Source organism: Paraburkholderia bannensis NBRC 103871 (assembly GCF_000685015.1).
Taxonomy (GTDB): domain Bacteria; phylum Pseudomonadota; class Gammaproteobacteria; order Burkholderiales; family Burkholderiaceae; genus Paraburkholderia; species Paraburkholderia bannensis.
In genome coordinates this window covers 1-23,775 of the sequence record NZ_BAYA01000045.1, presented here as the reverse complement: position 1 = coordinate 23,775, position 23,775 = coordinate 1, and the positions used below count along the sequence as shown (strand labels likewise).

At 57.3% G+C, this 23,775-nt stretch carries 23 protein-coding genes; 19 read left to right on the top strand and 4 right to left on the bottom strand.

The window, feature by feature from the left end; all coding sequences use genetic code 11:
* Positions 1-575: 575 nt before the first annotated feature.
* The 8 genes from BBA01S_RS45420 (at position 576) to BBA01S_RS36040 (ending at position 9,521) form a co-directional block, all read left to right on the top strand.
* Entirely contained in the window at positions 576-1,313 is a 738-nt protein-coding gene (locus tag BBA01S_RS45420; protein ID WP_156966209.1) for a hypothetical protein, read from the top strand.
* Positions 1,310-2,461, top strand: a complete 1,152-nt coding sequence (locus tag BBA01S_RS36080; protein ID WP_027820674.1) for a PDDEXK nuclease domain-containing protein — start codon at positions 1,310-1,312, stop codon at positions 2,459-2,461. Before BBA01S_RS45420 ends, BBA01S_RS36080 begins: the two co-directional genes overlap by 4 nt.
* A gap of 185 nt (positions 2,462-2,646) precedes the next feature.
* On the top strand, positions 2,647-3,366 hold the full coding sequence (locus BBA01S_RS36075) for a hypothetical protein (RefSeq protein WP_027820673.1): 720 nt from the start codon (positions 2,647-2,649) through the stop codon (positions 3,364-3,366).
* A 779-nt stretch (positions 3,367-4,145) separates the two neighbouring features.
* On the top strand, positions 4,146-6,392 hold the full coding sequence (locus BBA01S_RS46345; protein WP_156966208.1) for an nSTAND1 domain-containing NTPase: 2,247 nt from the start codon (positions 4,146-4,148) through the stop codon (positions 6,390-6,392).
* A 292-nt stretch (positions 6,393-6,684) separates the two neighbouring features.
* The gene (locus tag BBA01S_RS36050; RefSeq protein WP_027820670.1) at positions 6,685-7,377 is read left to right on the top strand and encodes a M15 family metallopeptidase; all 693 of its coding nucleotides are present in this window, start codon (positions 6,685-6,687) and stop codon (positions 7,375-7,377) included.
* 141 nt (positions 7,378-7,518) lie between these two features.
* Positions 7,519-8,061 carry a hypothetical protein gene (locus BBA01S_RS47280; RefSeq protein ID WP_156966207.1) on the top strand — a complete coding sequence of 181 codons (543 nt, stop codon included), beginning with the start codon at positions 7,519-7,521 and terminating at the stop codon, positions 8,059-8,061.
* A gap of 127 nt (positions 8,062-8,188) precedes the next feature.
* Positions 8,189-8,563 (top strand): hypothetical protein, encoded by a 375-nt coding sequence (locus BBA01S_RS46340; RefSeq protein ID WP_156966206.1) that lies wholly within the window; start codon positions 8,189-8,191, stop codon positions 8,561-8,563.
* Positions 8,564-8,573: 10 nt separating this feature from the next.
* Positions 8,574-9,521 (top strand): GlxA family transcriptional regulator, encoded by a 948-nt coding sequence (locus BBA01S_RS36040; RefSeq protein WP_027820669.1) that lies wholly within the window; start codon positions 8,574-8,576, stop codon positions 9,519-9,521.
* Positions 9,522-9,576: 55 nt separating this feature from the next.
* Here the strand turns inward: BBA01S_RS36040 and BBA01S_RS36035 are convergent, their stop codons facing one another.
* The 4 genes from BBA01S_RS36035 to BBA01S_RS36020 all read right to left on the bottom strand — a co-directional run bounded on the left by BBA01S_RS36035 (position 9,577) and on the right by BBA01S_RS36020 (position 13,688).
* The gene (locus tag BBA01S_RS36035; protein WP_027820668.1) at positions 9,577-10,059 is read right to left on the bottom strand and encodes a YybH family protein; all 483 of its coding nucleotides are present in this window, start codon (positions 10,057-10,059) and stop codon (positions 9,577-9,579) included.
* 124 nt (positions 10,060-10,183) lie between these two features.
* The gene (locus BBA01S_RS36030) at positions 10,184-11,038 is read right to left on the bottom strand and encodes a DJ-1/PfpI family protein (RefSeq protein ID WP_027820667.1); all 855 of its coding nucleotides are present in this window, start codon (positions 11,036-11,038) and stop codon (positions 10,184-10,186) included.
* 152 nt (positions 11,039-11,190) lie between these two features.
* Entirely contained in the window at positions 11,191-11,937 is a 747-nt protein-coding gene (locus BBA01S_RS36025) for an SDR family oxidoreductase (protein ID WP_027820666.1), read from the bottom strand.
* Positions 11,938-12,779: 842 nt separating this feature from the next.
* A complete protein-coding gene (locus BBA01S_RS36020) occupies positions 12,780-13,688 on the bottom strand; it encodes a LysR family transcriptional regulator (RefSeq protein WP_027820665.1) in 909 nt (302 codons plus the stop codon).
* A gap of 147 nt (positions 13,689-13,835) precedes the next feature.
* On the opposite strand from BBA01S_RS36020, the gene gltP reads away from it, so the two are divergent.
* The 11 genes from gltP (at position 13,836) to BBA01S_RS35965 (ending at position 23,306) form a co-directional block, all read left to right on the top strand.
* On the top strand, positions 13,836-15,161 hold the full coding sequence (gltP, locus tag BBA01S_RS36015; protein ID WP_027820664.1) for a glutamate/aspartate:proton symporter GltP: 1,326 nt from the start codon (positions 13,836-13,838) through the stop codon (positions 15,159-15,161).
* Between the two features lie 48 nt (positions 15,162-15,209).
* On the top strand, positions 15,210-16,499 hold the full coding sequence (locus BBA01S_RS36010) for an aminotransferase class V-fold PLP-dependent enzyme (RefSeq protein ID WP_027820663.1): 1,290 nt from the start codon (positions 15,210-15,212) through the stop codon (positions 16,497-16,499).
* 635 nt (positions 16,500-17,134) lie between these two features.
* Positions 17,135-17,836: a hypothetical protein gene (locus BBA01S_RS36000; protein ID WP_027820662.1), complete on the top strand. Its 702-nt coding sequence runs from the start codon at positions 17,135-17,137 to the stop codon at positions 17,834-17,836.
* Between the two features lie 38 nt (positions 17,837-17,874).
* Complete coding sequence (locus BBA01S_RS35995) at positions 17,875-18,969, top strand: DUF3800 domain-containing protein (RefSeq protein WP_156966205.1); 1,095 nt, start codon at positions 17,875-17,877, stop codon at positions 18,967-18,969.
* Positions 18,970-19,205: 236 nt separating this feature from the next.
* Positions 19,206-19,388, top strand: a complete 183-nt coding sequence (locus BBA01S_RS35990; RefSeq protein ID WP_027820660.1) for a hypothetical protein — start codon at positions 19,206-19,208, stop codon at positions 19,386-19,388.
* Positions 19,389-19,608: 220 nt separating this feature from the next.
* The gene (locus BBA01S_RS35985) at positions 19,609-20,493 is read left to right on the top strand and encodes a hypothetical protein (RefSeq protein ID WP_042298458.1); all 885 of its coding nucleotides are present in this window, start codon (positions 19,609-19,611) and stop codon (positions 20,491-20,493) included.
* 110 nt (positions 20,494-20,603) lie between these two features.
* The gene (locus tag BBA01S_RS35980) at positions 20,604-21,437 is read left to right on the top strand and encodes a hypothetical protein (RefSeq protein WP_245641697.1); all 834 of its coding nucleotides are present in this window, start codon (positions 20,604-20,606) and stop codon (positions 21,435-21,437) included.
* Positions 21,434-21,622 carry a hypothetical protein gene (locus BBA01S_RS35975; RefSeq protein WP_027820657.1) on the top strand — a complete coding sequence of 63 codons (189 nt, stop codon included), beginning with the start codon at positions 21,434-21,436 and terminating at the stop codon, positions 21,620-21,622. Before BBA01S_RS35980 ends, BBA01S_RS35975 begins: the two co-directional genes overlap by 4 nt.
* 119 nt (positions 21,623-21,741) lie before the next feature.
* Positions 21,742-22,284 (top strand): hypothetical protein, encoded by a 543-nt coding sequence (locus tag BBA01S_RS47275; protein WP_156966204.1) that lies wholly within the window; start codon positions 21,742-21,744, stop codon positions 22,282-22,284.
* Positions 22,285-22,518: 234 nt separating this feature from the next.
* On the top strand, positions 22,519-22,836 hold the full coding sequence (locus BBA01S_RS46335; RefSeq protein ID WP_084162749.1) for an H-NS histone family protein: 318 nt from the start codon (positions 22,519-22,521) through the stop codon (positions 22,834-22,836).
* An 8-nt stretch (positions 22,837-22,844) separates the two neighbouring features.
* Positions 22,845-23,306, top strand: a complete 462-nt coding sequence (locus BBA01S_RS35965; protein WP_245641696.1) for a hypothetical protein — start codon at positions 22,845-22,847, stop codon at positions 23,304-23,306.
* Positions 23,307-23,775: the final 469 nt, after the last annotated feature.

The following is a 23,775-nucleotide window of genomic DNA, read 5'->3' as shown; positions in this document are numbered from 1 at the left end:
CTTGCTGACTCGATTTCGCACATGGCCCGATAGAATGAGGGGCTACAGTCAGGCAGGTCGCCCGTGAGGAGACCTAGTGAGCCGCGCGTTCCACCCCGCAGGGATTGCGGTGTGGTTGGTTCCGGCGACTGGACACGGCACTACTAATCGGCAGGCGTGTTGCGAACGGGCATGCGTGAACATCATCGTCCGGGGCCGCGGCAAAGCGGTCGGGATATCCAACGATGCGTATGCCGGTTTCAACTTCAGGCGGGAGCGAGCCGGGTGGATAGCCCGGCAATTTTCCTGCGCAGACAATGCGGAGCAAAACATGCAGGCCATCGAGTCTCTGGATGCAGCTAGGGAGGCCTATGGGTGTGCAATTGACGCACGCGCCAGCGACGGATAGTCCCACTCGTGGTGGGGCGCTGTGGCCAAAGAGGTGTGTAGAGTCCCGTCGGCTGACCCTGAACTTGGGGCGGGGGCGTGATTGCGTGGTGGCACGAGGACTGGACCTGCGTAGCCGGAACGCGGCTAGCCGCGGCGCGGCGCATCCAACGGGTGGCACGCTCACTGGAAAGGAGAAGGGTTACTTAATGAGCAGATATTCGGCTGGCTCGGCAATTTCAGGTTATGTCGTCGATGCAGCGGATAGCCGAGATCGCAAGATGGCTTTTCTGAACTGGACCGGGATTGCCGCACGGTATGAAAGTTGGGCGAGCGGGTTTTCCGTTGGATGCAGGATTGATAGGGTTACGCTCGCTGTCGATCCGGCATGTCGAATCTCAACGCTGCTCCATGAGGCGGGACATCTCGCGATCACACCACGCTGCTTCCGGTCATGGATGGACGGGAATCTTTATGCGGGCCAGCGCGCAATGCTGGATGCTGTCTGTGACACCACACATCATCCGGATGACCCACTATATCGCGCGGTGATCCAGTGTTCGAACCCGGAGGCAACCGCATGGGCCTGGGCGGAGGGCGCTGCGCTCGGGTTGCCGGGTGAAGAGATCGTCCGCAATGACGAATATAGTGCTGAGGGCGAGGCAATCCGTCTGGCGCTATACATGCGCGCCTATAGTGGCGTGCATGGACTTGCCAACGCCGGCTTCTGCTCGATCCGGGATCGCGGTGGCGTGGTGGGTTGGCCGCATCTGCATTTCTGGACGCAGGATTCGGGGAATGTCGAGGCAGCTGACCCAGATGATGACGGTCGTGGCGGATTTGTGAATGGACAGTTGCGGATCGAGCGTGACGGGGCAGCAGTACTGTCCCAACTGGATAGTCTCGCGGCCACCTTCGCAGACAAGGATGAAGTGAACGTACCATGACGAAAATGGATCTTGCGCAGCCGGATTACGTCGAATTGCATCGCGAAATCGCGTCGGTGGTGGAGTCTGCGCGGTCGACAGCGGCGCGCAGCGTCAATGCGCTGATGACGGCCACGTACTGGGAGATCGGCCGCCGGATCGTCGAGTTCGAGCAGGGCGGTGAGGTGCGGGCGGCCTACGGAGAGGCGTTGATCAGGCGTTTGGGGACGGATCTGTCCGGCAGGTTCGGTCGTGGGTTCGGTGCGCGCAACCTCGCGCAGATGCGGGCGTTCTATCTTGCCTGGCCGGCTGAGCGAATTGTGCAGACAGCGTCTGCACAATCTCCCGACCCCTGGATTGTGCAGGCAGCGTCTGCACAATCTCAGATGCCGACAACAACTGGCGCGGGTGAAGTCAGGGCGCTGGAACTGACCGTCGTCGCCCAGGCCTTTCCGCTGCCCTGGTCTGCCTATGTGCGGCTGCTTTCCGTCAAGACCGAGGCCGCGCGCGTCTTCTACGAAACCGAAGCGTTACGGGAGGGCTGGTCGGTACGTCAGCTTGACCGCCAGATCGGGAGCCAACTCTACGAACGTCTGGCACTCTCGCACAACAAGGCGGCGCTGCTCGGCAAAGCTGCACAGGTTCAGCCCGATGATCTGCTTACACCGGAGCAGGCCATACGTGATCCGTTTGTCCTCGAGTTTCTCGACATGAAGGACGAGTATTCGGAGTCCGATCTTGAAGCTGCCCTCATCCAGCATCTCGCGGATTTTCTGCTGGAGCTAGGCGATGACTTTGCATTCCTCGGACGGCAGCGCCGTTTGAGAATCGACGATACCTGGTTTCGGGTCGACCTCGTTTTTTTCCATCGGCGCTTGCGATGCCTTGTCATCATCGACTTGAAGGTGGGACGCTTCAGCTATGCCGATGCAGGCCAGATGCATCTCTATCTGAACTATGCCCGTGAGCACTGGATGAAGCCTGGAGAAAATCCTCCTGTCGGCCTGATCCTGTGCGCAGAGAAGGGGGCTGCTGAAGCGCATTACGCGCTCGACAACCTGCCCAACAAGATTCTCGCGGCCGAATATCAGACAGTGCTGCCCGATGAGAAGACAATTGCGCTGGAACTCGAACGGACCCGTGCTGAACTCGAACAAAGGGGTAAATAGGGCATTCCTAAATCGCTCGCCAGGTTTTAATGGCTGATTGGCTTCATAAATTATCATCATGCAACATGAAACAGACTCCACTGGAGGATCCCCCGTGAGGCACAAGATATAATGTGGGCGTGAGGTCTTTCGAGTAGCGGGGATTTGCATACTCGTACATTACCCGGTTCTCTGAGCTCCAACAAATGAAAGAAGACGTGAAGCGAGTACTTCGCCTGGAGCAGCCATTAAAAATCAGGGAGATCGCCAAGCGAACTGGCCATGATCGTAGTGCTGTCAACGCGTTCCTGGACAGAAATCGAGACGTTTTCACACAGAACGCAGCGTTCGAATGGTCCTTGGCCGAGGAACAGGAACTGGTCGTCGTCTTTTCAGACGTCGAGTGGCTCACAGTGGAGCAATTCGAGACGGCACTATGCGACATCGGCTCGCCGCTTGAGTCTGATGCTGGGCATATCGTTTTTCGACTTACCTCGAGGCTCCTGATTGACGCCCTTGCGCGGTTGCTCGCTATCAGTAACCAAGTTGCCGACAAGGGCAAAGCGGTCACAATTGATCTGAGCAGTTGCAAGGATAAGGCGAGCTATTTGAGCCGCATAGGTTTCTTTGATCTGCTGTCGCCTGTCATTACTGTCTTTCCTGAACGTCCGCAAACCTCCCTTGCCCAGATTCACAGGGGAGGTAATTCGGGGGTGATGGAACTCGCCGAGATTTCTCTCGACGTCCGCAATGATGACGTGCCCGAACAGTTGATGGAGCGATTCAAGGAGGTGGCCGGCGAGATGCACGTCACGACGATGCTCACAATGATTGGCGAGTTGTTCGATAACGTGCATGACGTAGACCGCAATAATTCTGTCACTGCCACCAGCACGACGGCGCACGGCAAAGCGCGACCTTGGTGACACTTTTATTTACCTTTGAATCGTAATAAAAGCGTCAATTCGCATAAGTCCGCATTAAATTCGTCACTTCGCCTCCTAGACTTCGAATCCCGTCCGTAAGGTTTTGATCTTATGGAACATTTCCTTAAAATCTCGGAACCGGTCGCGTTGGCTAGGCCTCGTGGCGCTCACCGCCTTGAGGCGTTCAGCCCGAAGCTTTCGCGACGCGTAGGACGCAATAAATGTGTCACCGGCGCCGGATCGACCGGACGGCTTCCCGAGTCGCCGAAGTGACAGTTTTGCTTCCACTCCAAGCGCAATAAAAGCGTCACTTCGGCTCAGTCCGCATTAAATCTGCCACTTCGCATCGCAGTAGCGGCGACCGTAATTCCCGCGGCTTGATCGGCGCGAGTGCAGTTTCGTTGAAAAACGCAGCTATATCGCTAACAGCGGTTAGCGACACAGCCGCGGTTCGCGGCAGTCTCGCCGCGTGCATGCCGCCGTGAATGACCGTTCTCGGGAGATGCGTCAGGCGCAAGCCGGCCAGGAACGGTCAGTCGATATAGTTTCCTGGATCGTTGACACTTGGCGCCAGTTCCAAACTCGCGCCGAACGATAGTTTCCCGCCAAAATCAACGAAACCCCTTGCTTATGCTATCCGCATAAACAAGCCCTAGACTTGACGCGCAAAGCGCGCCTGAAACAGTTTAAAGCGCTACAATGCCGCACAATCTCCACCACGAAACTTGGCGCAGCGCATACTATTTTCTTTGCGATGAACATCTGGCTACGAGTAGTGAGTGTCTCTCGCAATCAATCGTGAAATCAAAATGGCGATCTTATATAAAAACATTCTCGATGCCTTTCAACCAGCGAAAGAGATTTCCGATCCACGCCGTTTTTCCGGCCGAAAGCAGCAAGTTGAGCGCGGCGCTGAACTGCTTTTAGCACGGGATCATACGTTCATCCATGGTGTCCGAGGCATCGGGAAATCGTCCCTGGCACGCCAACTGGCACTTATTGCATCTGGGAAAAACGACCTCCTAGAATCGATTGGCTCGGGGCTGGCCGGAGAGAAGTTCGATTACGTCACATGCTTTCTAACGCGTGATTCGTCAATTCAGAACATTAATCAGCTACTTTATCGCCTTCTCATTGACGAAAATGCGCTCGCACAATGGAACGAACTTCTCGGATTCAACGAGGTCGGGACCTACGATTTAACGGGAAGCCTCAATCCAAAACTTGTCTCGGACTTTTGGAATCGAGTCGCGAAGTGCGCGTCGTTGGCCGAATTCGGTGTAGCAATTTTTATCGATGAATTCGAATTAATCGAGAATCAGGAAGGCTTCGCTTCTCTAATAAAAGCCAATCCTGGGAACTGTGTTTTTATTATCACGGGGATTGGGCAAACAGAAAAAGATTTAGTTCGCGACCACAAATCCATCGAGCGCCAGCTTGATACCGGCAAGCTCGAAGTCCCAAATATGAGTGAAGATGAACTTCGCTTAATAATTTCAAAGGCTCAGGAATACATCTCGAATGAAATTTCATTCGATAAAAATGCTGTAGATTATCTTGTAAAGATCGTCAAAGGCCACCCATACCTTCTTCACTTGGTCGGGAAGCATGCTCTTCTGCACGCCTTCAAAGAAAAAAAGAACGTAATTACTACCGAAATCCTGAACGTCGCTCTTCAGCAGATAGCTTCTGGGCGTGCAGATCGATCACTTGAGGACCGATATCTCAAAGCAATTGGTAACTCGTCGCAACGTGAGGCCGTGTTACGCATATTTGCGTCTGCTTCCGCCGAAGTCATACACACTTCTCAAGCGTACCCAGAAGCGGAAAAGCTGCAGGTTAGCAATCCCTCATATTGGGTAGCCGATCTTCAAAAGGACGCCTTCGGTGCTGAACTCGAGAAAGTTGCGGATCAATATTATAAAGTGGCCGATCCTTTGTTCCGAGCATATGTGTCGGCGACCCCACCTCGTCTGACTGATCAAGCCATTGTGGCTGAATCCAATGGGGCAAAGAAAGATGAAGAATTCGTAATCGTCCAGATGTCGGACATTCATTTCGGATCGAAGCATTATTTCTCCAACCTCCCCCTGGCAGGCGATGGAATTCCTGATTCAGATAAGCCAAGCCTTGCGAAATATCTTGTCGAGTCTTTAGTCAGCTCCACCAATCCCGGTGATTTTTTGGCGGTAACTGGCGATGTAACGCAAATGGCGCTTACAGAAGAATTCGAAGATGCGGCCACTTGCATTCAAATCATTGCAAATGCGCTCAACGATGGCGGCCGCAATGCCGGAAAAAATTTCGCTATTGTTCCCGGCAATCACGATGTGAACTGGAGCATCCAACAAGCCGACCCAAAAGCTCGATATCTCGGATTTACCCCATACATACGTTTTCGAAGCAGCTTGGGTTTGCATATCGACAATCAGGTCGAGCCAGAGCGTCTTTACGAGATAACGGATCTTTTGGATGTATGTAATTGTGTGATTGTTGGATTTAATTCCGCAGTATTGGAAGGTCCAGACGATCATAGGGGCTATATTGGAGAAAGCCAATTCAAGAATGCCATTGAGGAAATGAATACTCTTTGTGGCGACAAGCGACCGCTTAAAATTGCTTTGATGCATCATCATCTGACTCCCGTTAGTTCCCTTGAGTCAAGTATCAAACGCGCGGATGAGGTGCTTCGTGACGCGGCCTATATAAAAACAGCACTGCTAGAGAACGGTTTCAGTTTGGTTCTCCATGGACATCGGCACTTCGCTCACGAAGAAATGATCGATCAATCGGGAGACGGAGGTAACAAACTTCTAATTGTTGGTTGTGGCAGCTCCGGGGTCGTGAATAGTGAGCGTGATTCACAGCCTCTCCAATACAACCGAATCAGCATTCGTCCCTTGCGCGACAAAGGAGCGACTGCAATCACAGTGTCGAAAATGTTTTTTGATCCGACTCGACGCCGGTGGCTGCAATCGGAAGACCACAAGCCTAAAACCTTTTCTCTGCCGCTCCACGTCTCCTAGCAGATATAGCACGATCGGCGGAGCGGGGCCGACCAGATAGTTGGTCCCGCTGCTATGTCGCAAAGAGATTTCGCGTCGTTTGGCGGTCTATGATTCAAATGACCGCTTTGGAGAAGCCCGGATGGCCGGAATGGGTCGCACTCAGCCGGTCGCCCCAAACCCGGCGCGTCCGTGACTCATGCGAAACGCATCTGGCGACCATCGGCCAGTTTGGGACATTCGATGTTCAGGGCTAGTTCGTCGACAATTCTCTATTATTAACGCAGATATAAAGTTCAGAAGCAAAACAACGATGCTTGTAACGACGAACCTGCTCAGTCTTTCCGACCCACAGATTGCTGCCATGCCCACAGTGGAGTGTGGGGAACAACTTGTTTCCCTCGTCGGCTTACACCCACGGCTATCGATTGACGACTCCGCCGAGAATTTCGCCTGTCTTGGCTATACGCCTACATTTTCAGTGCGGGAGACAGTCGCGCACCGACTGGTCGACGCGGTTTCGAATTTGCCAGAAGGATATAGCCTGCTGATAAAGGAATCCTTGCGTCCGACCTCGTTGCAGAAATTTTATTTTGAGCGGCGATTGAAGCGAATCTTGGCGGAGAATCCCGGGATGAACGAGGGTGATGCAGTTGGGCTTACGGCACAATTTGTTGCCCCGCCGTGGGTTGCAGGGCATCCAAGTGGTGGCGCCATCGATCTCACGTTGAGCGATTGCAATGGAGCGGAGCTGGACCTTGGTTGCGCCTACGACGAAGACGAAGCCACATCGAGCGGCGCATGTTTTTCTCAGTTCGCCGGCCTCAATCCGATCGCACGCGCGCACCGCGCAACGATGTTTGCAGCGTTAGAGCGTGCTGGATTCGTAAACTACCCGTTCGAGTGGTGGCATTGGTCATATGGCGATCGGTATTGGGCCGTGGTGAAGCAGCAACCTCATGCGGTCTATGGGCAGGTAGCCGACGCGGAAACAAGCACCGCTTGATTGATCAGTCGAGCTAAGGTGGCAGACCGAATGCGGCCAGTACTGATCATAAGGCTGGCTATCGCTGAGCGTCCGCTTGCATAAGAGAATCGGACGGAATTGGACTTACAATGACCGAATTCTGCTGATCGCCACCTGTATATGAACGAGCTCGTTGTTGGACTCAATTCGTGGATTATCCAAGATGGAAACTATGGCGAATTTAGATGCGGCGATTCATGCAGGTTTGCACTGGAGTTTGGTGGTTCGGCGTTAATTCCTTCAGATGAGACCACAACACGGTGCCAATACAAAGGCACTTCGGAATACGACGTGGTTGCGAAAGTTATTTTCTCGACGCCTCAAGTGTGGGTCATCGACTTCGGAGTCAAGGTTTTTTGCGAATCGAGACCGCCAAAGTTTGCAACTGTCGGACAGTGGGTGCAAGGCGAAGTATGGATCGGTGTCGACCCGTATTTTTACAAGGAGCGTTTGCATCGAATGCAAGGCATGCCGGATCTCTTTATCGATTGGCGGGTCACTCGGATTCAGCTTGAAAATACGCCTTGGATCGAAAGCGCGCCAGAGGGAAGGACGCTACGAACGCGTGATAGGGCTCGCGAAGCATGGATCGACCGCGCGGCGACAGACGCGTGGACCGATGACGGTGGTGGAGCCGACTACCTCCTATCGCTGTCGCGATAGATGCCGGTTATGCGTTCCGAAGCGGACGCTCGGCTGTCATCTCTCAATATCTGTAAAGGGTCGCACTCGGCCAGTCGTGTTGATGCCATGAAGGGCTGTCGCCAACAGCGCTCGATCTCCGTACCTGATGCCCGCCATCGAGCGGGCATTTTCTCGTCCTGAGGCGGTAGCTGCGATGACGGCCAGAATGAACTTTAATCTCTTCGATGCCGATGCCGATGCCGATGCCGATGCCGATGCCGATGCCGATGCCGATGCCGATGCCGATGCCGATGCCGATGCCGATGCCGATGCCGATGCCGATGCCGATGCCGATGCCGATGCCGATGCCGATGCCGATGCCGATGCCGATGCCGATGCCGATGACTTGCCTATGCCGTTACTACCATCGGCTGTACAGCTGATGGATGAGCGGCAAATGACGGTTCGCTCCTCATTGCCGCCGGGATGGCGCGATTTGTGGGATTCCCATAAAATGCGTCCTCTCTGGATATTCGGCTAACGACTCCGTCATGCATCGAATTGGATTCTTTGTATGCAGTGGCCACGACGCTCTCGATCTTGGTGGGCCACTGTCGGCTTTTAATCAGGTGGCCGCAGCCGCTGGCCATACTCCGTACGATCTTCATGTCATCTCGCAGTCCGGAGGCCCGGTTCGTGGCAATACAGGTCTTGTGATCGAGACCATGCCGGTTGGAAGGCGCACATTTGACACCGTCGTTTTCGTGGGCGGTGATATAGAGCCGATGCAGGCACCGGAGAACATCGCCGCTGCCAGGAAATTGGGCGCCAGGGCGGCTCGGGTGGCAAGCGTGTGTACGGGAGCGTTTCTGCTTGCGGAAACCGGCTTGCTGGACGGCGTGAAAGCGACTACGCACTGGCGATACGCCGCACAGTTGCAATCGCGTTTCCCTCGTACCCGCGTCCAAGGCGATAGCATCTATATCGTGGAGGGCCACATCTGGACGTCGGCGGGCATCGCTTCCGGAATCGACCTGGCGCTCGGCTTGATCGAAAGAGACATGGGTGCAGAAGTCGCGCGCGCTGTTTCCCGGCTTCTGGTTGTTCCGTATCGTCGACCGGGCGGGCAGTCCCAATTTTCCGCCATGTCGCAAATGGAGCCGGAATCGGATCGTATCCGCATCGCCCTGAACTTCGCGAGAGAACACTTGGCTGAAGCGCTACCTGTGGAACGACTCGCGGATGCCGCAAGATTAAGTCCGCGGCAGTTCGGACGGGCATTTCGCCGGGAAACCGGCGAAACACCTGCCAAGGCGGTCGAACGTTTGCGCGTCGAAGCGGCGAGGCTGCGCCTGCAGGATGGCAGCGAACCGATCGAACAGATCGCTCTGGCCGTGGGATTCACTGATCCGGAACGGATGCGGAGGGCCTTCATCAAACTGCATGGCCACCCTCCGCAGGCGATCCGGCGCGAGAGCAGAAGGAACATTGCGCACTGATCGTGCGCCGCCGTATCGGCGCTCGCCGTACGGGGCTACCTACATCACCAGGCGCTCAACGGCCATCGGATTTCTGGGCAGCGTAATCATTCCAGATGTCGCGATGCAATTTCCACGCGCCGCCCTCGTTCAGAAAGAGGAGGATCTGCTTGCCGCGGTATTTGAGGTTTCCAGCATGGTCACGGATTTCCGCATCCGAGACTTCCGTCACGGTCCGGTCGTTACCGTAGAACTCGTAATTGCTGAACGATACGGTGTCGGGTTTTGCCCCGGCATACCCCTTGGTGAAGTACGCGGCAATCGCGCTGCCTCCCGTCACCCGGTCGCCGCCGGGCGGCAGGAGTGCGCCCTCGTTGGTATACAGACGGCCTATCGCCTCATAGTCCCCTCGCGCAAAGGCATCCGCCCATCGCGCGTTCTCGGCTTTGATGGCCGCTTCGGTTTGAGGCTGCAGACCGCCAGCAATGGCTGGCACGGCAAACATGAAAAAGGAAAAGCAGGCTGCAAGGGCTCCTGCAAAACGACGAATCTGTTGCATTTAAGGATTTCCGATCAGTTTAAATTGAAAGGGCTGTGCCCGATTGGGCAGGCGAGGCAAGCAACGTCGGCTGCAGTTTCATCGAAACCAGTGAAAGTCCTCGCAGACATTGCCCGCGGGCATTTCAGCGTACGCCTGGAATTCGTGCGAGCCCCCTTGATGCACCGGGCAGTTCTTTGTCGACCATCGCGATGACTTCTGGCCGTGCATCTCTGGGATGACCGGAGTGGAACGGCGGAGCGGGATCGTATTCGATCACGAGTTGCGTGAATTCGGCGGCCTGTTGGCCGCGCAGTTTCGCGGCGACGCGAAGTGCGAAATCGATACCCGCCGTCACGCCGCCGCCGCTCATGAAGCGGCCGTGGTCGTCTTCCACGAATCGATCTGGTACGGGAATCGCGCCATATTCGGACAGCTTGTTGACGAAGGCCCAATGGCAGGCGCTTCGCTTACCCTTGAGAATGCCCGTCGCAGCGAGCACTAGCGATCCATTGCAAACCGACGTCACATGTTTGGCGCTCTCCGCCAGACGCCGGATCTGCGCTTGATACTCGGGCCGCATCGGCGCCGTCAAATCGGACCCACCGGGCAACAGAATCAGGTCTGTATTATCGATATCGGCCAGGCGTTCAGTCTTTCCATACACGACTCCGAATTCAAGAGTCACGTTGCCCCCATTGAGGCTCGCATAGCGAACGTTGGTATTTGGCAACCGATGGAAAATCTCGCTGGGGCCGGCGAAGTCGAGAAGCGTCCCGCCGTCGTAATTGACGATCAAAATGTTGAGTGGGTCGTTCGGAGCAAGCTCTGGCTTGCTTGCTGCCTGCGCAAGAGCAGGCGACGTGTGGCCAAGCAGGGCTCCGCCACCCAGCACGGCGCCTAGTGTGGCGATGCTTCCGAACTTGAGAATATCGCGGCGCGAGCGACCTGCTCCGGTGAGTGGCTTTCCGGAGGCATTGTTTTCGCTGCTGTCGGTCAAAATCATTTCTCCTTGCGTTTCGGCCCCTCCGCGTGCGCAACCAGATTGAGCCGGATGGAAAACCACCACGACAGGAAAGCGTGGTGGACACGGGATCACGGTGTAGATGAGCAGGAAGGACTTATAGCGTTCGTGAATCGGAAAGCGCAGGCTTAGAGCTGCGAGGCGCCGCCGTCGACAATCAGTTCCGTGCCGACGACGTAGGAAGATTCGTCGCTGGCGAGATAGAGCGCCGCGTAGGCAATGTCCTCTGCCTTTCCCAGATGGCCAACCGGGATGGTCTTCGCGAACTCGCTTTTGAAGTTGTGGACATCCTCGTCCGACATCCCCCACTTGCTGAGCAGGGGCGTTTCCATGCCGCCTGGCGCGATCGCGTTGAAGCGGATCTTGCGATCGAGGAACTCGTAGGACCAACTGCGGGCAAGCGATCGCACGGCGGCCTTCGCCGCTGCAGTCAACGAGACGCCATGCTTGCCGGTCTGGGCGACGAACGACGTATTCAGGATAACTGATGAGTGATCCCGCAAGACCGGCAGCGCCGCTTGAACCGTGAACACCACGCCCTTGACGTTGATGTCCATGATCTCGCTGTAGAGGTCGTCGTCGATGTCGTTGAGTGCGGAAGGAAATGCCCAGCCCGCATTGGCGAACACGACATCCAAGCCGCCGAACTTCTTTTTTATCTCAGCTGCAATCGCCCGCATGTCCTCGATCGATCGCACATCGCCCTTGAGAACTAACGCATTCTCGCCAAGCTCGGCCTTCACACGCTCTAAAGCGGCCTCGTCGCGGCCGGTAACCGCTACCCGGGCGCCTTCTGAAATGAAAAGCTTAGCTGTCGCGAGACCGATGCCGCTAGTCCCGCCAGTAATCAAAGCCGACTTGCTTTTAAGCCTCATATTCGGTTCCTTTTCTTTGCTCGAGATTGATCGAACCGGAAGCACAAGGCGCAATCGCGTCTGTGCTCGTGTTCCGACCTGATTCCGGCGCAAATTATGGAACCTTGATTGAAAGGCTCAAAGGACTTATAACCCTCAAAAAGCGCCATCCAATTTAATCTGATGACGAACACACCTTTTAGGGTTCACTGGTCCTTGTACGCGAAAATGCGGGGCTAGCGGCTGGCCCGGAAACCGAGCGAAGCCTCACTTTCTATTAACTTCGACGCGTTCGTGTCGGGCATGCAGCTTCCGAAAAGCAGCAGACGCCACGTGTCAAGAAGGCACAGCGGTGCACGGAATCCGTAGGACGCAATGAAAGTGTCACTGGCGCGATTCCTACCAGACGGCGCTTTACCCCGCAAAAGTGACACTTTTGCTTGCACTCCAAGCGCAATAAAAACGTCACTTCAGCTCAGTCCGTATTAAATTCGACACTTCGCCCCGCAGTGAGGCAGGGCGGAGTTCCGGCGGCTCGATCAGCGTGTTTGCAGTTTCGTTGAAAAACGCAGCTATGTCGCTAATCGCCGATTAGCGACGGGGCTGTACTTTTATGACGATGTCGCCGAGTGGATGCCGGCGTCAGTGGCAGTTCTCTGACGCTGCGTCAGGCGCTAGTCGGCCACAAGCTGACTTTCGGATGCAAGGACCAAGTGGCCGGTCCAGTCCCGATTGAAGACACACGAAAGCGGCTCGCTCCGCCAGACTGGAGAGCAATGGCTGCCAGCTCTAGATCAAGTGCTTTCGAGCGCCGCGTACGTTCGATTCTACGAGTCAACGACTTCGACCGCTTTTGCTGATGCCTAGATTCCCGGATCAAGCAGATTAGAGGAGAAGTCGCACGATTGCGCCGCAAGTCGCGCCACGGCGGCACTGAGCGAATGTGACTGTTCCGCCCGATGCATGGCGACGTACCGCACTAGCGGGAGCGCGGGCCGCGTCGGCACCACGACGAGCGCACGTCGCTCGACCATGCGCGCAAGACAGGCTTCGGGCAGGTAACTAACGCCAAGCCCCGACAGTGTGAGCCCAATCTGCGCAATCAGGCTGTTGCTCGCCAGCACTTTCTGCAACGCGACCCCTTGCTCCTCGAGAAACCGGCTATACACGTAGCCCGTACCCGACAGGCCGCCCTGCAAAATCAGCGGAAACTTCGCGATATCGGCAAGCGGAATCGCACGCTTTCCCGGCGCGAGACTGGCCGCGCACATCCACGCATTCCGAACCTGACCGACGAGCGTCGATGCATACGGCTCGACCTCGTGCATCTGCGGCACGATGATCACGTCCACCGTGGCCGCCGCCAGCCGCTCGCGCAAGGTTGCGTTCAGATCGACCTCCGCTTCGACCTTGACCTTAGGATATTCGGCCTGAATCGCGGCAATGAGGCGCGGCAGCCACGTCAGGGCCGTGAGTTCCGTCACGCCAATGCGAATTTGTCGAACCAGCGCCTCTTTCGAGCTCATGCGCTCGACGATCTGGTCGCGCCGCTCGAGCAATTCCCTCGCGTGCTCGAAGAATTCCGCGCCCTTCTCCGTGAGGCGCGCGCTGCGATTTGCGCGGTCGAACACCGCCATGTCGAAAGCCCGCTCCAGTTCCTGCACGCGCTTGGAGATCGCCGATTGCGTGGTATTCAGGCGCGTCGCGGCCGCCTCGAACGAACCGAGCTGGACGATCCAGTACAAGGCTTCCATTTGCTTGAACGTCAGCATGGCTCCGGACTCACATCACTAAAAGCGATAGTTTCTCATAGAAAAAAATCGCTTTTTTAGTTCATTTTGACTGGGTACTTTTCCCCCTAACGAGTCCCTGCAGAGGCTCGACTCATCTATATCAACCGATACGTGTCTGGAGAGCGCATGGAATCCGTCATGGAAACACCTCACCCCGAGCGCGCGGCGCGCAAGCCTCGCATCGGGCTCGCGTGGCAAATTGTGATCGGCCTGATCGCCGGCATTGGGGTCGGGCTGGTCCTCAACCGTTTCCCGGAGTTTCGCGAGTCCGCCATCAACGGCTTCCTGCAACCGGCCGGCGATATCTTCATTCGTCTGATCAAGATGGTGGTCGTACCCATCGTGTTCACGAGCATGGTGATGGGCATCGCGGGCGTCGGCGACGGGCGCTCGCTCGGGCGCGTCGGCCTGAAGACGCTCGTGTACTTCGAGGTCATCACGACGATCGCCATCGTGCTGGGACTCGTGCTCGGCAACGTGCTGCATCCGGGGCTGGGCACGGATCTGTCCCAACTCGGACACACCGATATTTCGCGCTATCAGCAGACCACGCAGCAAACGCAGGGTCATCACGGCTTCATGGCGCTGTTGCTGAGCATCATTCCCGACAACATCGTCATGGCGATGGGGCGCGGCGATCTGCTGCCGGTGATCTTCTTCTCCGTGCTGTTCGGATTGGGCTTGCAATCCGTGCCTGCCGAATATCGCCAGCCGGTGCTCGCAACCTTCAAAGGCATCAGCGACGCGATGTTCAAGGTCACCGGCATGGTGATGCGTTACGCGCCGTTCGGTGTGTGTGCGCTAATCGCAGTGACAGTCGCGAGTTTCGGCTTCGGTTCGCTGCTGCCGCTCATCAAGCTGGTTGCGGTGACGTATCTCGCGATCGTGCTGTTCGCGGTGTTCGTGCTCGGCATTACGGCACACCTCTTCGGCTTCAACATTTTCACGCTGGTGCGCGTCATCAAGGACGAATTGATCATCGCCTTCTCGACGTGCAGTTCGGCGACGGTTTTGCCGCAACTGATGAAGAAGATGGAAGACTTCGGCGTGCCGAAGAGCATCACGACGTTCGTGGTGCCCACAGGCTACACGTTCAATCTGGATGGCGCGTCGATCTATCTCGGCATCGGCACGCTGTTCGTCGCACAGCTCTATGGCGTGCATCTGGGCCTGCAAGAACAGATCGTGCTCGTGCTCACGATGGTCGTGACCTCCAAAGGCGCGGCAGGCGTGCCCGGCTTCATGTTCGTGATCCTGCTCACGACGCTCGCCAGCGCGGGACTGCCGCTCGAAGGGCTCGCGTTCATCGCAGGCGTTGACCGCATCATGGACATGGGACGCACCGCGCTGAACGTGGTGGGCAACGCGCTCGCACCGCTCGTCATCGCCCGCTGGGAAGGCCAGTACGACGCGGAGAAAGGCAAGGCGTATATCGCGTCGCTGGACGCATGAGATTCGTTGAATTCAGGAATGACTAACATGGAACGAGGAACAGATCCGATGAGCAGCAATCGCGGGCAGTTGTTTTCAGCATCGATGATGGAAGCCATCAAGCAGCGCTTTCATTACGTCGATCGCGATATCGACAACCGTGAACGTCTTTTCTTCGACAACGCAGGCGGATCGTTCAGACTGAAATCGGCACTGGAAGCATTCGCGCAAATCGATGCGCTGCCGGACTGTCCCGAGCGTATCCACGAGCGCGCGCTGTTTCTGCAGGGTATTCAGGCGCGCGGCGAAGACGACGTGCGCCGCATCCTCAACGTGCGTGGCGGAAGTGTGTACCTCTCGCTGACCGCTTCGGCGGCGATGTTCGACATGGTCCGCACGGTGATGGAGAACGTGCCGGGCACGAACGCCGTCACCACGATTCTCGAGCATCCGTCGTCTTTCGATGCGATGACGATGTACTGCGAGCGTACGAGCAAGGAGCTTCGCATCGCACCGAGCAATGCCGAAACCGGCGGCGTCGATACCGATGCCATCGTCGCGCTCATCGACGACGATACGGCACTTTTGAGCGTGATGTACGCATCGAATATCTCGGGCGCGAAGCTCGATATTGCGACCATCGTCGAACGTGCGCGGGCGCGCAAGCCGGATCTTTTTATCATCGTCGATGCGGTTCAGCATGCGCCACATGCGGTTATCGATCTGCAAAAGACCCCTGTGGACGGCATCAATTTCGCGCCGTACAAGTTCTTCGGGTGCCGGGGTTCGGGCGTGTCATGGCTGTCCGAACGGCTTGCGGAACTTCCGCATCATCGGCTCGCGGCCAAGGACAAAGGGGTTTGGGAACTCGGCAGCCCCGCGCCCGCGCAATTCGCCGTGGTGAGCGCGATCGTCGATTATGTCGCGTGGATCGGCGCCCAGTTTAGCGACGCCGAAGACCGGCGCGAACGGTTCGTACAAGGCATGCAGCGCATCGAAGAGCACGAGCGCGCGCTGCTTTCGTTGTTGCTCGACGGCGTTGACGGACAGCGCGGGCTGCGAGCGATCGAAGGCGTACGCGTGTTCTGGGATCACGACGATCTGACGCGCCGCGATCTGATCGCAGGTATCGGCTTCGATAACCTTGACCCGACCGCCGCCGTACGCGCCTATGAAGAGCGGGGCGTGATCGTCTATGAGCGGATTGCGACGAGCCTTTACTCGGGGCGGATGTTGAAATCGTTCAACCTCGACGGTGCGGTGCGCATCTCTCCGTTGCATTGCCATGCGCCGAGTGACGTTGCGAGGTTCCTGGCAGTGACGGAGGACATTGCGATCGCGAGTCGGCTTGCCGGATAGCGGAGGGTGAGACAGAGACGCATCGAGATTTTATTGTGATGCTCGGTGCGTCCCCATAGCCACGTCGGCGGGGCCGCTAGTTTGCATGTTGGGAGATTCACAGGTATCGCTTCCAAACGAATGGCCGAGTTCCAGCCAACACCCGACTGCCGACACGGCGCGCCGAGGGGCAGTTAAGGGTCGATACCGGAAGTTCGCAGAGAGCGGCGATGTGCTTGCTGGGGTCGCCTCAGCGCTAATCTTTCGGCACCGGGCCGGGTGTCCGCCGCGTTGTGACACATTTATAGTCGCAACGGTGTCACTTTTATTTCGGTCTACGGCAGTCGCCTTTCGAAGAGCGTCGTATTCAATGGCAATCTCACGCACAACGCGAATGAAGCCAAAGCAATGGCGCGGGCAGCGCTCAATGCGTTGGCGATTGATGAGTCGGCCGAGCGGCAGGCTCTCGCGTGCGGGTTCAGTTCCGAGTCCGAGTTCATGCGCGCGGTGGCACGATTGCTCCATCAGACTCTGGGCACGGGGAACCAAGTCGAGATACATAAAGCCCTGCTTAATTGATGGCTCGGAACACCGGGTGCATCGTATGTGCACAACTCATCAGACATTCAACGTACAGCACAGCGAAAGGAGCAGCGATGCACAATGAATTATTCTGGAGCGGCTACTTCAGGCGCATGTTTCAGCCCCATCTGGAGCGCACACTTCAGGTGCTTGAAACACGTCTGCTCCCCACGTTTGATGACATTGAGGCGGAAGCCAAAGCGATAGAAGAAAAGGCTTATGCGGATCTGATGTCCCTACCGCTAGATCCCGACATGACGGATGAGAGCATGCTTGCCGAAGCAGCGTTTGAAGCCGGCTACGATCACTATTCCGGGATGGACACCGTACGGCAGGCGCTTATCAACGCCTTTGCTCCACTGCTTTACCATACGTGGGAACAGCAACTCATCGCCTTTCACCGCAAAGAGGTACTGGGACCGAAGGAGGAAAACGATAACCGGCTTCTTCAGGTCAAGGTTTTGCAGAAGCGCCTGATGGACGCTGGACTGGATATCCGCCGGTTGCAGTCCTGGTCGACTCTCGAGGAATTGAAGCTGGTGGCGAATACGGTCAAACACGCAGACGGCGAATCGGCTGACAGACTGAAGACCGCGCGACCGGATCTCTTCCAGATCAATCGCGCGAGGGGGGTGAACCTGACGACTCCTGCCTATCCGCGTCGTGTCTACTATCCGATGTCCGGCGAAGACCTGTATCTGACGCTCACCGATCTGCGTGAGTACGGCCACGCGGCGATTGCATTCTGGGACGAGTTTGCAGACGCACTCGCGTAATAGTCGTGGCCGTTGACGCGTCGATCTTGGGAGAAGAAATGCGGGAGCTGTTTTGTGATGAATCGGGCAACACGGGCGTTGACCTGCTTAACGCCGAGCAGCCTCTGTTTGCACTGGCCAGCGCGTGTCTGGACAGCGATCGCGCTGCTGAGATGGTGCGACCACTCCTGCGCCAGAAGCAGGTTGAGGCAAAGTACACGAAGCTCCGTGGGAGCCGTGAAGGGCAGGCGGCGTTGCTGCAGTTTTTTTCCTTACCCGATCTCACGACGGCGACCGCAAAAGCGCTGGTGGTGGACAAGCGGTTCTACCTGATCGCGCAGCTCGTCGACAAGCTGATCGAGCCGCCCGTCTATGAGAACGGCCTCGATCTCTATGATGGGGACGGTCATGTCGGACTGGCGAACGTCTGGTACTACGCTGGACACACGATTTTCCCGAATGGCGGCTGGGAAAAATTGTTACATGCATTTCTTCGCGCGATCCGGGAACGTAGCTCGGTTGCATATTCCAGCTTCGACCAGACACTTCGCACCGCATTCCTTGCTGCTCCTGAGAGAAACCGTGATCTTGCGACAGGACTCGCTCTTGCATACGGACGTATGCGTGAATTTCTTACGCCGTTCCCGCTCCAGACCTTTGATCCTGCCCCGGACCTGTTCTCCATGATGATCGACAAGTGGATGAAGGAAGAAACCGGCTTTTTTGACGTTACGCATGACCAGTCAAAGCCCTTGAAGAGAAGCGAGCCATTCTTGCGGGCACTCATGACGCCGGCGGCACCGAGGATTATTGGCTATGGGGCGCGGCAGACCGAATTACCGCTGAGAATCCGCAAACTGACCTTTTCCAACTCCGTTACGCACCCACAGCTTCAGGTCGCCGACCTGATTGCGGGCGCAACGATCGACTGTCTGCTCGCGTGGTCCGGCCGCAAGGCAGCAACCGATTTTCACGAGTCCATGCGAAACACCCGGCTGGCCGATCTCGTCGTCGACGGCATGTTGCCCTCGCCGGAAAACGTTCGCAGGAACAATGAACGTGAGCCCGGGCAGTTCAGCCTTGTTGATGGCAAAGCCCGTTTTCTGAAAGAAATCGGCTATTTCGAACAGGCATCCTGGGGTGATACAGGCTGAGCAGGATGAGTCCAAAGATAGCGGGCGTCACGTGGTTTGGATAACCGGAATGTCCATTTCCTTTCAGCCCGTCGAGGTGACCCCGCTCCAACCGGACAGCGCTCGCCGAACTCTGCTGGTCGGCGGCCATTATGCCCCTGTCCTAGCTGCCTGATCGGCGCGTCTGTAGTGCGCGCGACGATGGCAGTTTGGACAGGTGGCCACCGCGTTCGTCGTTGTGTAGGCGTCCGCTCGACATGGGCCAGTACGGCATGCTGATCGCGCGACTCGCGAACCGGAGTGAATGGGCCATCGGTGCGGGCCAGGCTCGACGACTTGACGACAGGCAGATCGCTGACCTCGATGCGTGCGACGAGTCGTTTGGAGCGCCCCTGAACGGCAAGGAACCGGACGCAGGGGCCTGGCGGGAAGAAGAATGACGCTCACCTGAACGCGAGACGGGAGTAGGTATCCGGATGGGTGCTTCGGGCTTTAAGTCCCTTTTAAAAGCACTCGCGTTATATTCTTTCACCCCTAGTCCCTGACACTACGCCTGGAGGAATTGTGTCTGAATCGATATCGGAAACCCAAGATCTGTACTGGCTTCACGTCCCCCTGACTGCGAGCCGGGGAAACCTGCTCGGCAAGGAGGGAAACTCCATGGTCGTTCTGGGCAAAACGGCCCAGTTGCACACGCGCGATCCGATTCCGCAGAAGCATGGCGCGGTGAGTGCGGCTGCTGCGCACCAGTGGCTCCTCTTCAACCCGATGGAAAAGGCTGAGGCGGAGACCCTGTTCGAGGAGCTGAAAGCCAGACTGCCGGTATTGTCCCTGCGCATGCGGGCCTCGTTCCGCATCGGCCCCTACACAGAACTCGCTACAACGAATGTGGAAACGTATAACGGTCCGGCACCGACGCTTATCCCCGCAAGCTTCCGGCCTACCCCGCTGTGGATGGACGCGTCAATGACGAGTGAGCAGGTTGGCTGGCAGGACTGGCTGGACAATTGCCCGGCAATCAGGGACGAGGGGCTGCTCGCTGCACTCAGCCTCTATGTCAGCGCAAAGGATGAAGCACTGCCGCGCTCGAAGTTCCTGACCTATCTCACCATCCTCGACTCCCTCGCGGTGCAATGGTCCCGTGACGCGGCGGCCATTGCCTGGATTAACGAAAAGCGGAAGGAGACGGTCGCTGTTAACGATAAGTCGCTGTCAGGTGCGCTGGGCAACCTGAAGAAGGTTTCGCACGGGGCCGCTGTGCGCGCGCTCGTGACACGCGCGGCGAAGGCGCAGGGATACGAGCCGGAGGAAATCGAGAACTGGGACAAACAAGCCCGTGATCTGTACAAAGTTCGCTCAGACCTGTCGCACGCGGGCGAGTCAGTCATTCTGGACGTGAGCGCCGCACAAAAGACAGCCGAACTCGTTCTGGAACAGGCGGTCCTGGACCCGTCGCTGCTCGATCCCCCCGTCGTCAAACCGGAGGAAGGCGCGAATGCCATGAGTCCGGCCGGATCGACGGAGAACGCCGCGGCGCCAAGCTAAAAGGAATCGGGGCGGCGCCTGTCGAGCCATACTGGCGGCGTCGGCCCAGTTTCAGAAGGATGGTGGCCACGGTGCCGCCGTCGCCCATAACGCGGCGCGCACACGATGTCTTGCAGGCCACTTTTACTGAATACCGCACCATGCCGCTTCCAACGACCGACTTCTTCAACCGCGTGCTGCGCGAACCGTACGACGCGTTGTGCAGCACACCACAGGCGATCGCTCACCTGAACGGGACATTCCGCTACGACGGGGTGCAACTCGAAGAAGGCGATGTGTTCGAACTGTTCGGGGTGGTGATATCCAGCCGTGAGGCCGCCCAGCTGCTGATGGTGTTTGACGGCGCCCGCGTGCACGAGCAGGACCAGTACGACTACGGCGACGATGACGCACCGCCGGGCACCTACTTCACGACGATCCATCCCGAACTGGTCCATGAAGGGCACAAGAACCGCGTTGGCATTTATGACGAGGAGGGCACCGGGGAGGCACTGTTTCTTGATGATGTCCTGGCTGGCGACGATGATGCCTTTCCTGCCCAGGAGATCGGGCCGCCGCGTGCCGTTCACGTTGATCATTTCTATCTGCGTCATCAGGCGCCCGAAGGGCTAGGCACCGTTGCGTTTGCGCTCTGCGCGATGACCGCGCACCGCATGGGCTACACCCGTATCTCGCTGATCGCCGGTGGGGGACGTGGACATGACCCGCGGATGATTGGCTATTTTGTCTGGCCTAAATTGGGGTTCGACGCCCTACTCGATCACGGGGAAACCGATGGACAGCCTGACCTCGCAGCCTGTATCACGGTGCAGGATGTGATCGCGATCGACGAGACCTGGTGGCGGGAAAATGGCTCCCAGCGCCTGATGGAGTTCGATCTGGGGGCCGACAGCCGCTGCTGGGAAAAACTGCTAGACTACCTGCAACAGAAGGAGTTGATATGAGCGAAGCACTGAAGGCGAAAAAACCGGCTGACGCTGCCAAGCAGCCGAAGGTGGTCGTGCGCCGTGCCCGTTCGAAGACGATGCCGGTCGTGACGCCCGCCATGAAGGAGCGGTTGCGCGCAAAGGCGAAGACATCGACTCGTAGCTCTTTCCCGGAACTGCCTGAGTGGCGTCTGGAATACTGAACGACAGGAAAGCGGGCCGTAAGGCCCGTTTCCTATTTCTGGACTCACTACCATCCGGGTATCGCGTGCCGTATTGATCCGATCAGTGATTTCGCATGCGAAACGGAGCCTGATTCGTTATGGTTACGTCCAATCGTCGAACATTTTCACTCCAGACACCTGCCGACCTCTACAGAAAGCTCAACTTTGAAGCACTGGCGCTTCACCACAATCCACCTGCTGACCTCGAGCACCGGGCCTATGCGGTCATGAACGCGGTGACCACCGCGTGGCAGATGAAGGATTGGGTCTACGAAGCACTTCGTCAGGTACACGCGCTTAATCGCCTTGACGAGTTCGCCGGCCGCACTATCCGTGGTCCGAAAGACTTCGGCACGTTTCTGATCGACAACAGCCCGTGGATGAATGTGTGCTTTCAGCTTGCAACCGCGGCCAAACATTTCGAGGTTGGACACGACACCGGACTCGAAGTGTTGACCCGTATCGAGTTTCAGGTCGATCCCGAAACTACGGTTCACGAACTGCGCGGACAGGATGAAATCATGGTCCGGACGCCACACAACAGCATATCCGGCCCTGGCCTCGTCCTCCTGCTGGATTACATCTGGTCGCGGGCGCTCCCTCGACTTGGCCTGCTGGACGCGCCGGAGGATGCCGGGTAGCCGGATCGTCCGTGCCTTGAACGCTGTGCCGGCGCCGCCCACCGTCCAGATTCGCGGCCGGACGGCGGAGAACACCTCGTAGAAGCATCGCGAGATCACGGCGGACGGTCTCGCGAATCACGCCATTCAGCGATATCTCCAGGCGTGACGCTGTGGTTGCGTGTCAGCGTTGACGCCCCCGTGCAGCGATAGAATCTTCCCGTCGCCGCCTTGCCGGCATTCATCCCACGGACCATGTCTGAACTGAAGACCCTGCGTGCCGAACTCGGTCACGTCAACGAACTGCTGGCCGATGCCCGAGCGCGAGAAGTTGCCGCCGCACTGGCTCGCTTCCGGGAGGACGTCAAGCTTCTCTGCATTACAGAACAGGAAGTACGCCGGGCGTTAGGTTACGACAAGCCGGAGCGGGCGCCCGCTCGATATTACGATCCCGCGACTGGTCACAAATGGTCTGGAAGGGGACCGCGCCCCAGGTGGCTCGCGGGCAAACGTCTTGAGGATTACGCGATCGACGCGCCTCAGCCTCAACCCTGGTGGCCGGGCGAAAAATGACGCGTGACATGACCCATCAGCGTGTCGGTGCCCGCTCAAATGCCCATGCGGGACGCGACTTCGAGGTCATGGCGCGGCACTTCTTTGCGGGACAGGGAGTCGCCTTGCCAGGCAGCCTCAAGGTCATGCTGGGCATCGGCATGACGAAGAAGGATCATGCGTTTGATCTCGGATGCGAGGAGCAGAAGATTCTGGTCGAGTGCAAGTCCCATCGATGGACCCGCGGCGCCCGGATTCCCGTGGCAAAGCTGACGGTCTGGAACGAGGCGATGTATTACTTCAGTCTGGCTCCGGGTGAATATCGCAAGGTAATGTTTGTTCTTCGCGATGAATGCCGGAAACGTGGCTTGACGCTGGCTGATTACTATCTCCGGACGTATGCGCATCTGGTGCCGCCGGATGTGGAATTCTGGGAGTGCGACGATACCAACGGCACCGCAGTCTGCATACGCGCCGCGCTTACCAGCTGAAACATACGACGGCGAAATGCACCGTTGAGCTGAACGGACAGCGCCGGTTACCACGAAAGGCCTTCCAGAATTCCAGAGTATCCCTACCAGACGATCTCCTTTTGAATGGAACGCTTAGCGAATAAAATCGTTTTCGCATCCACAACAAAAGAAGAGGAGACGTATGGCCAAGCGCCACATTTTCGCAGCGACCGCTGCGCTCATTTCAAGCACGTCGACTTTCGCGCAGAGCGCCGGCGATATTGTTACAAACGTTGGCTGGTTCCATCTTGCGCCCCAGGTTTCGAGTCAGCCCTTCGCCGTCAGTGCACTGGGCACAACTTCCACGGAAAGCGGATCGAGCGCGGACGTGAGCGATGCGGACACCCGTAGGACGCAATAAATGTGTCACCGGCGCCGGATTGACCGGACGGCTTCCCGAGTCGCCGAAGTGACAGTTTTGCTTCCACTCCAAGCGCAATAAAAGCGT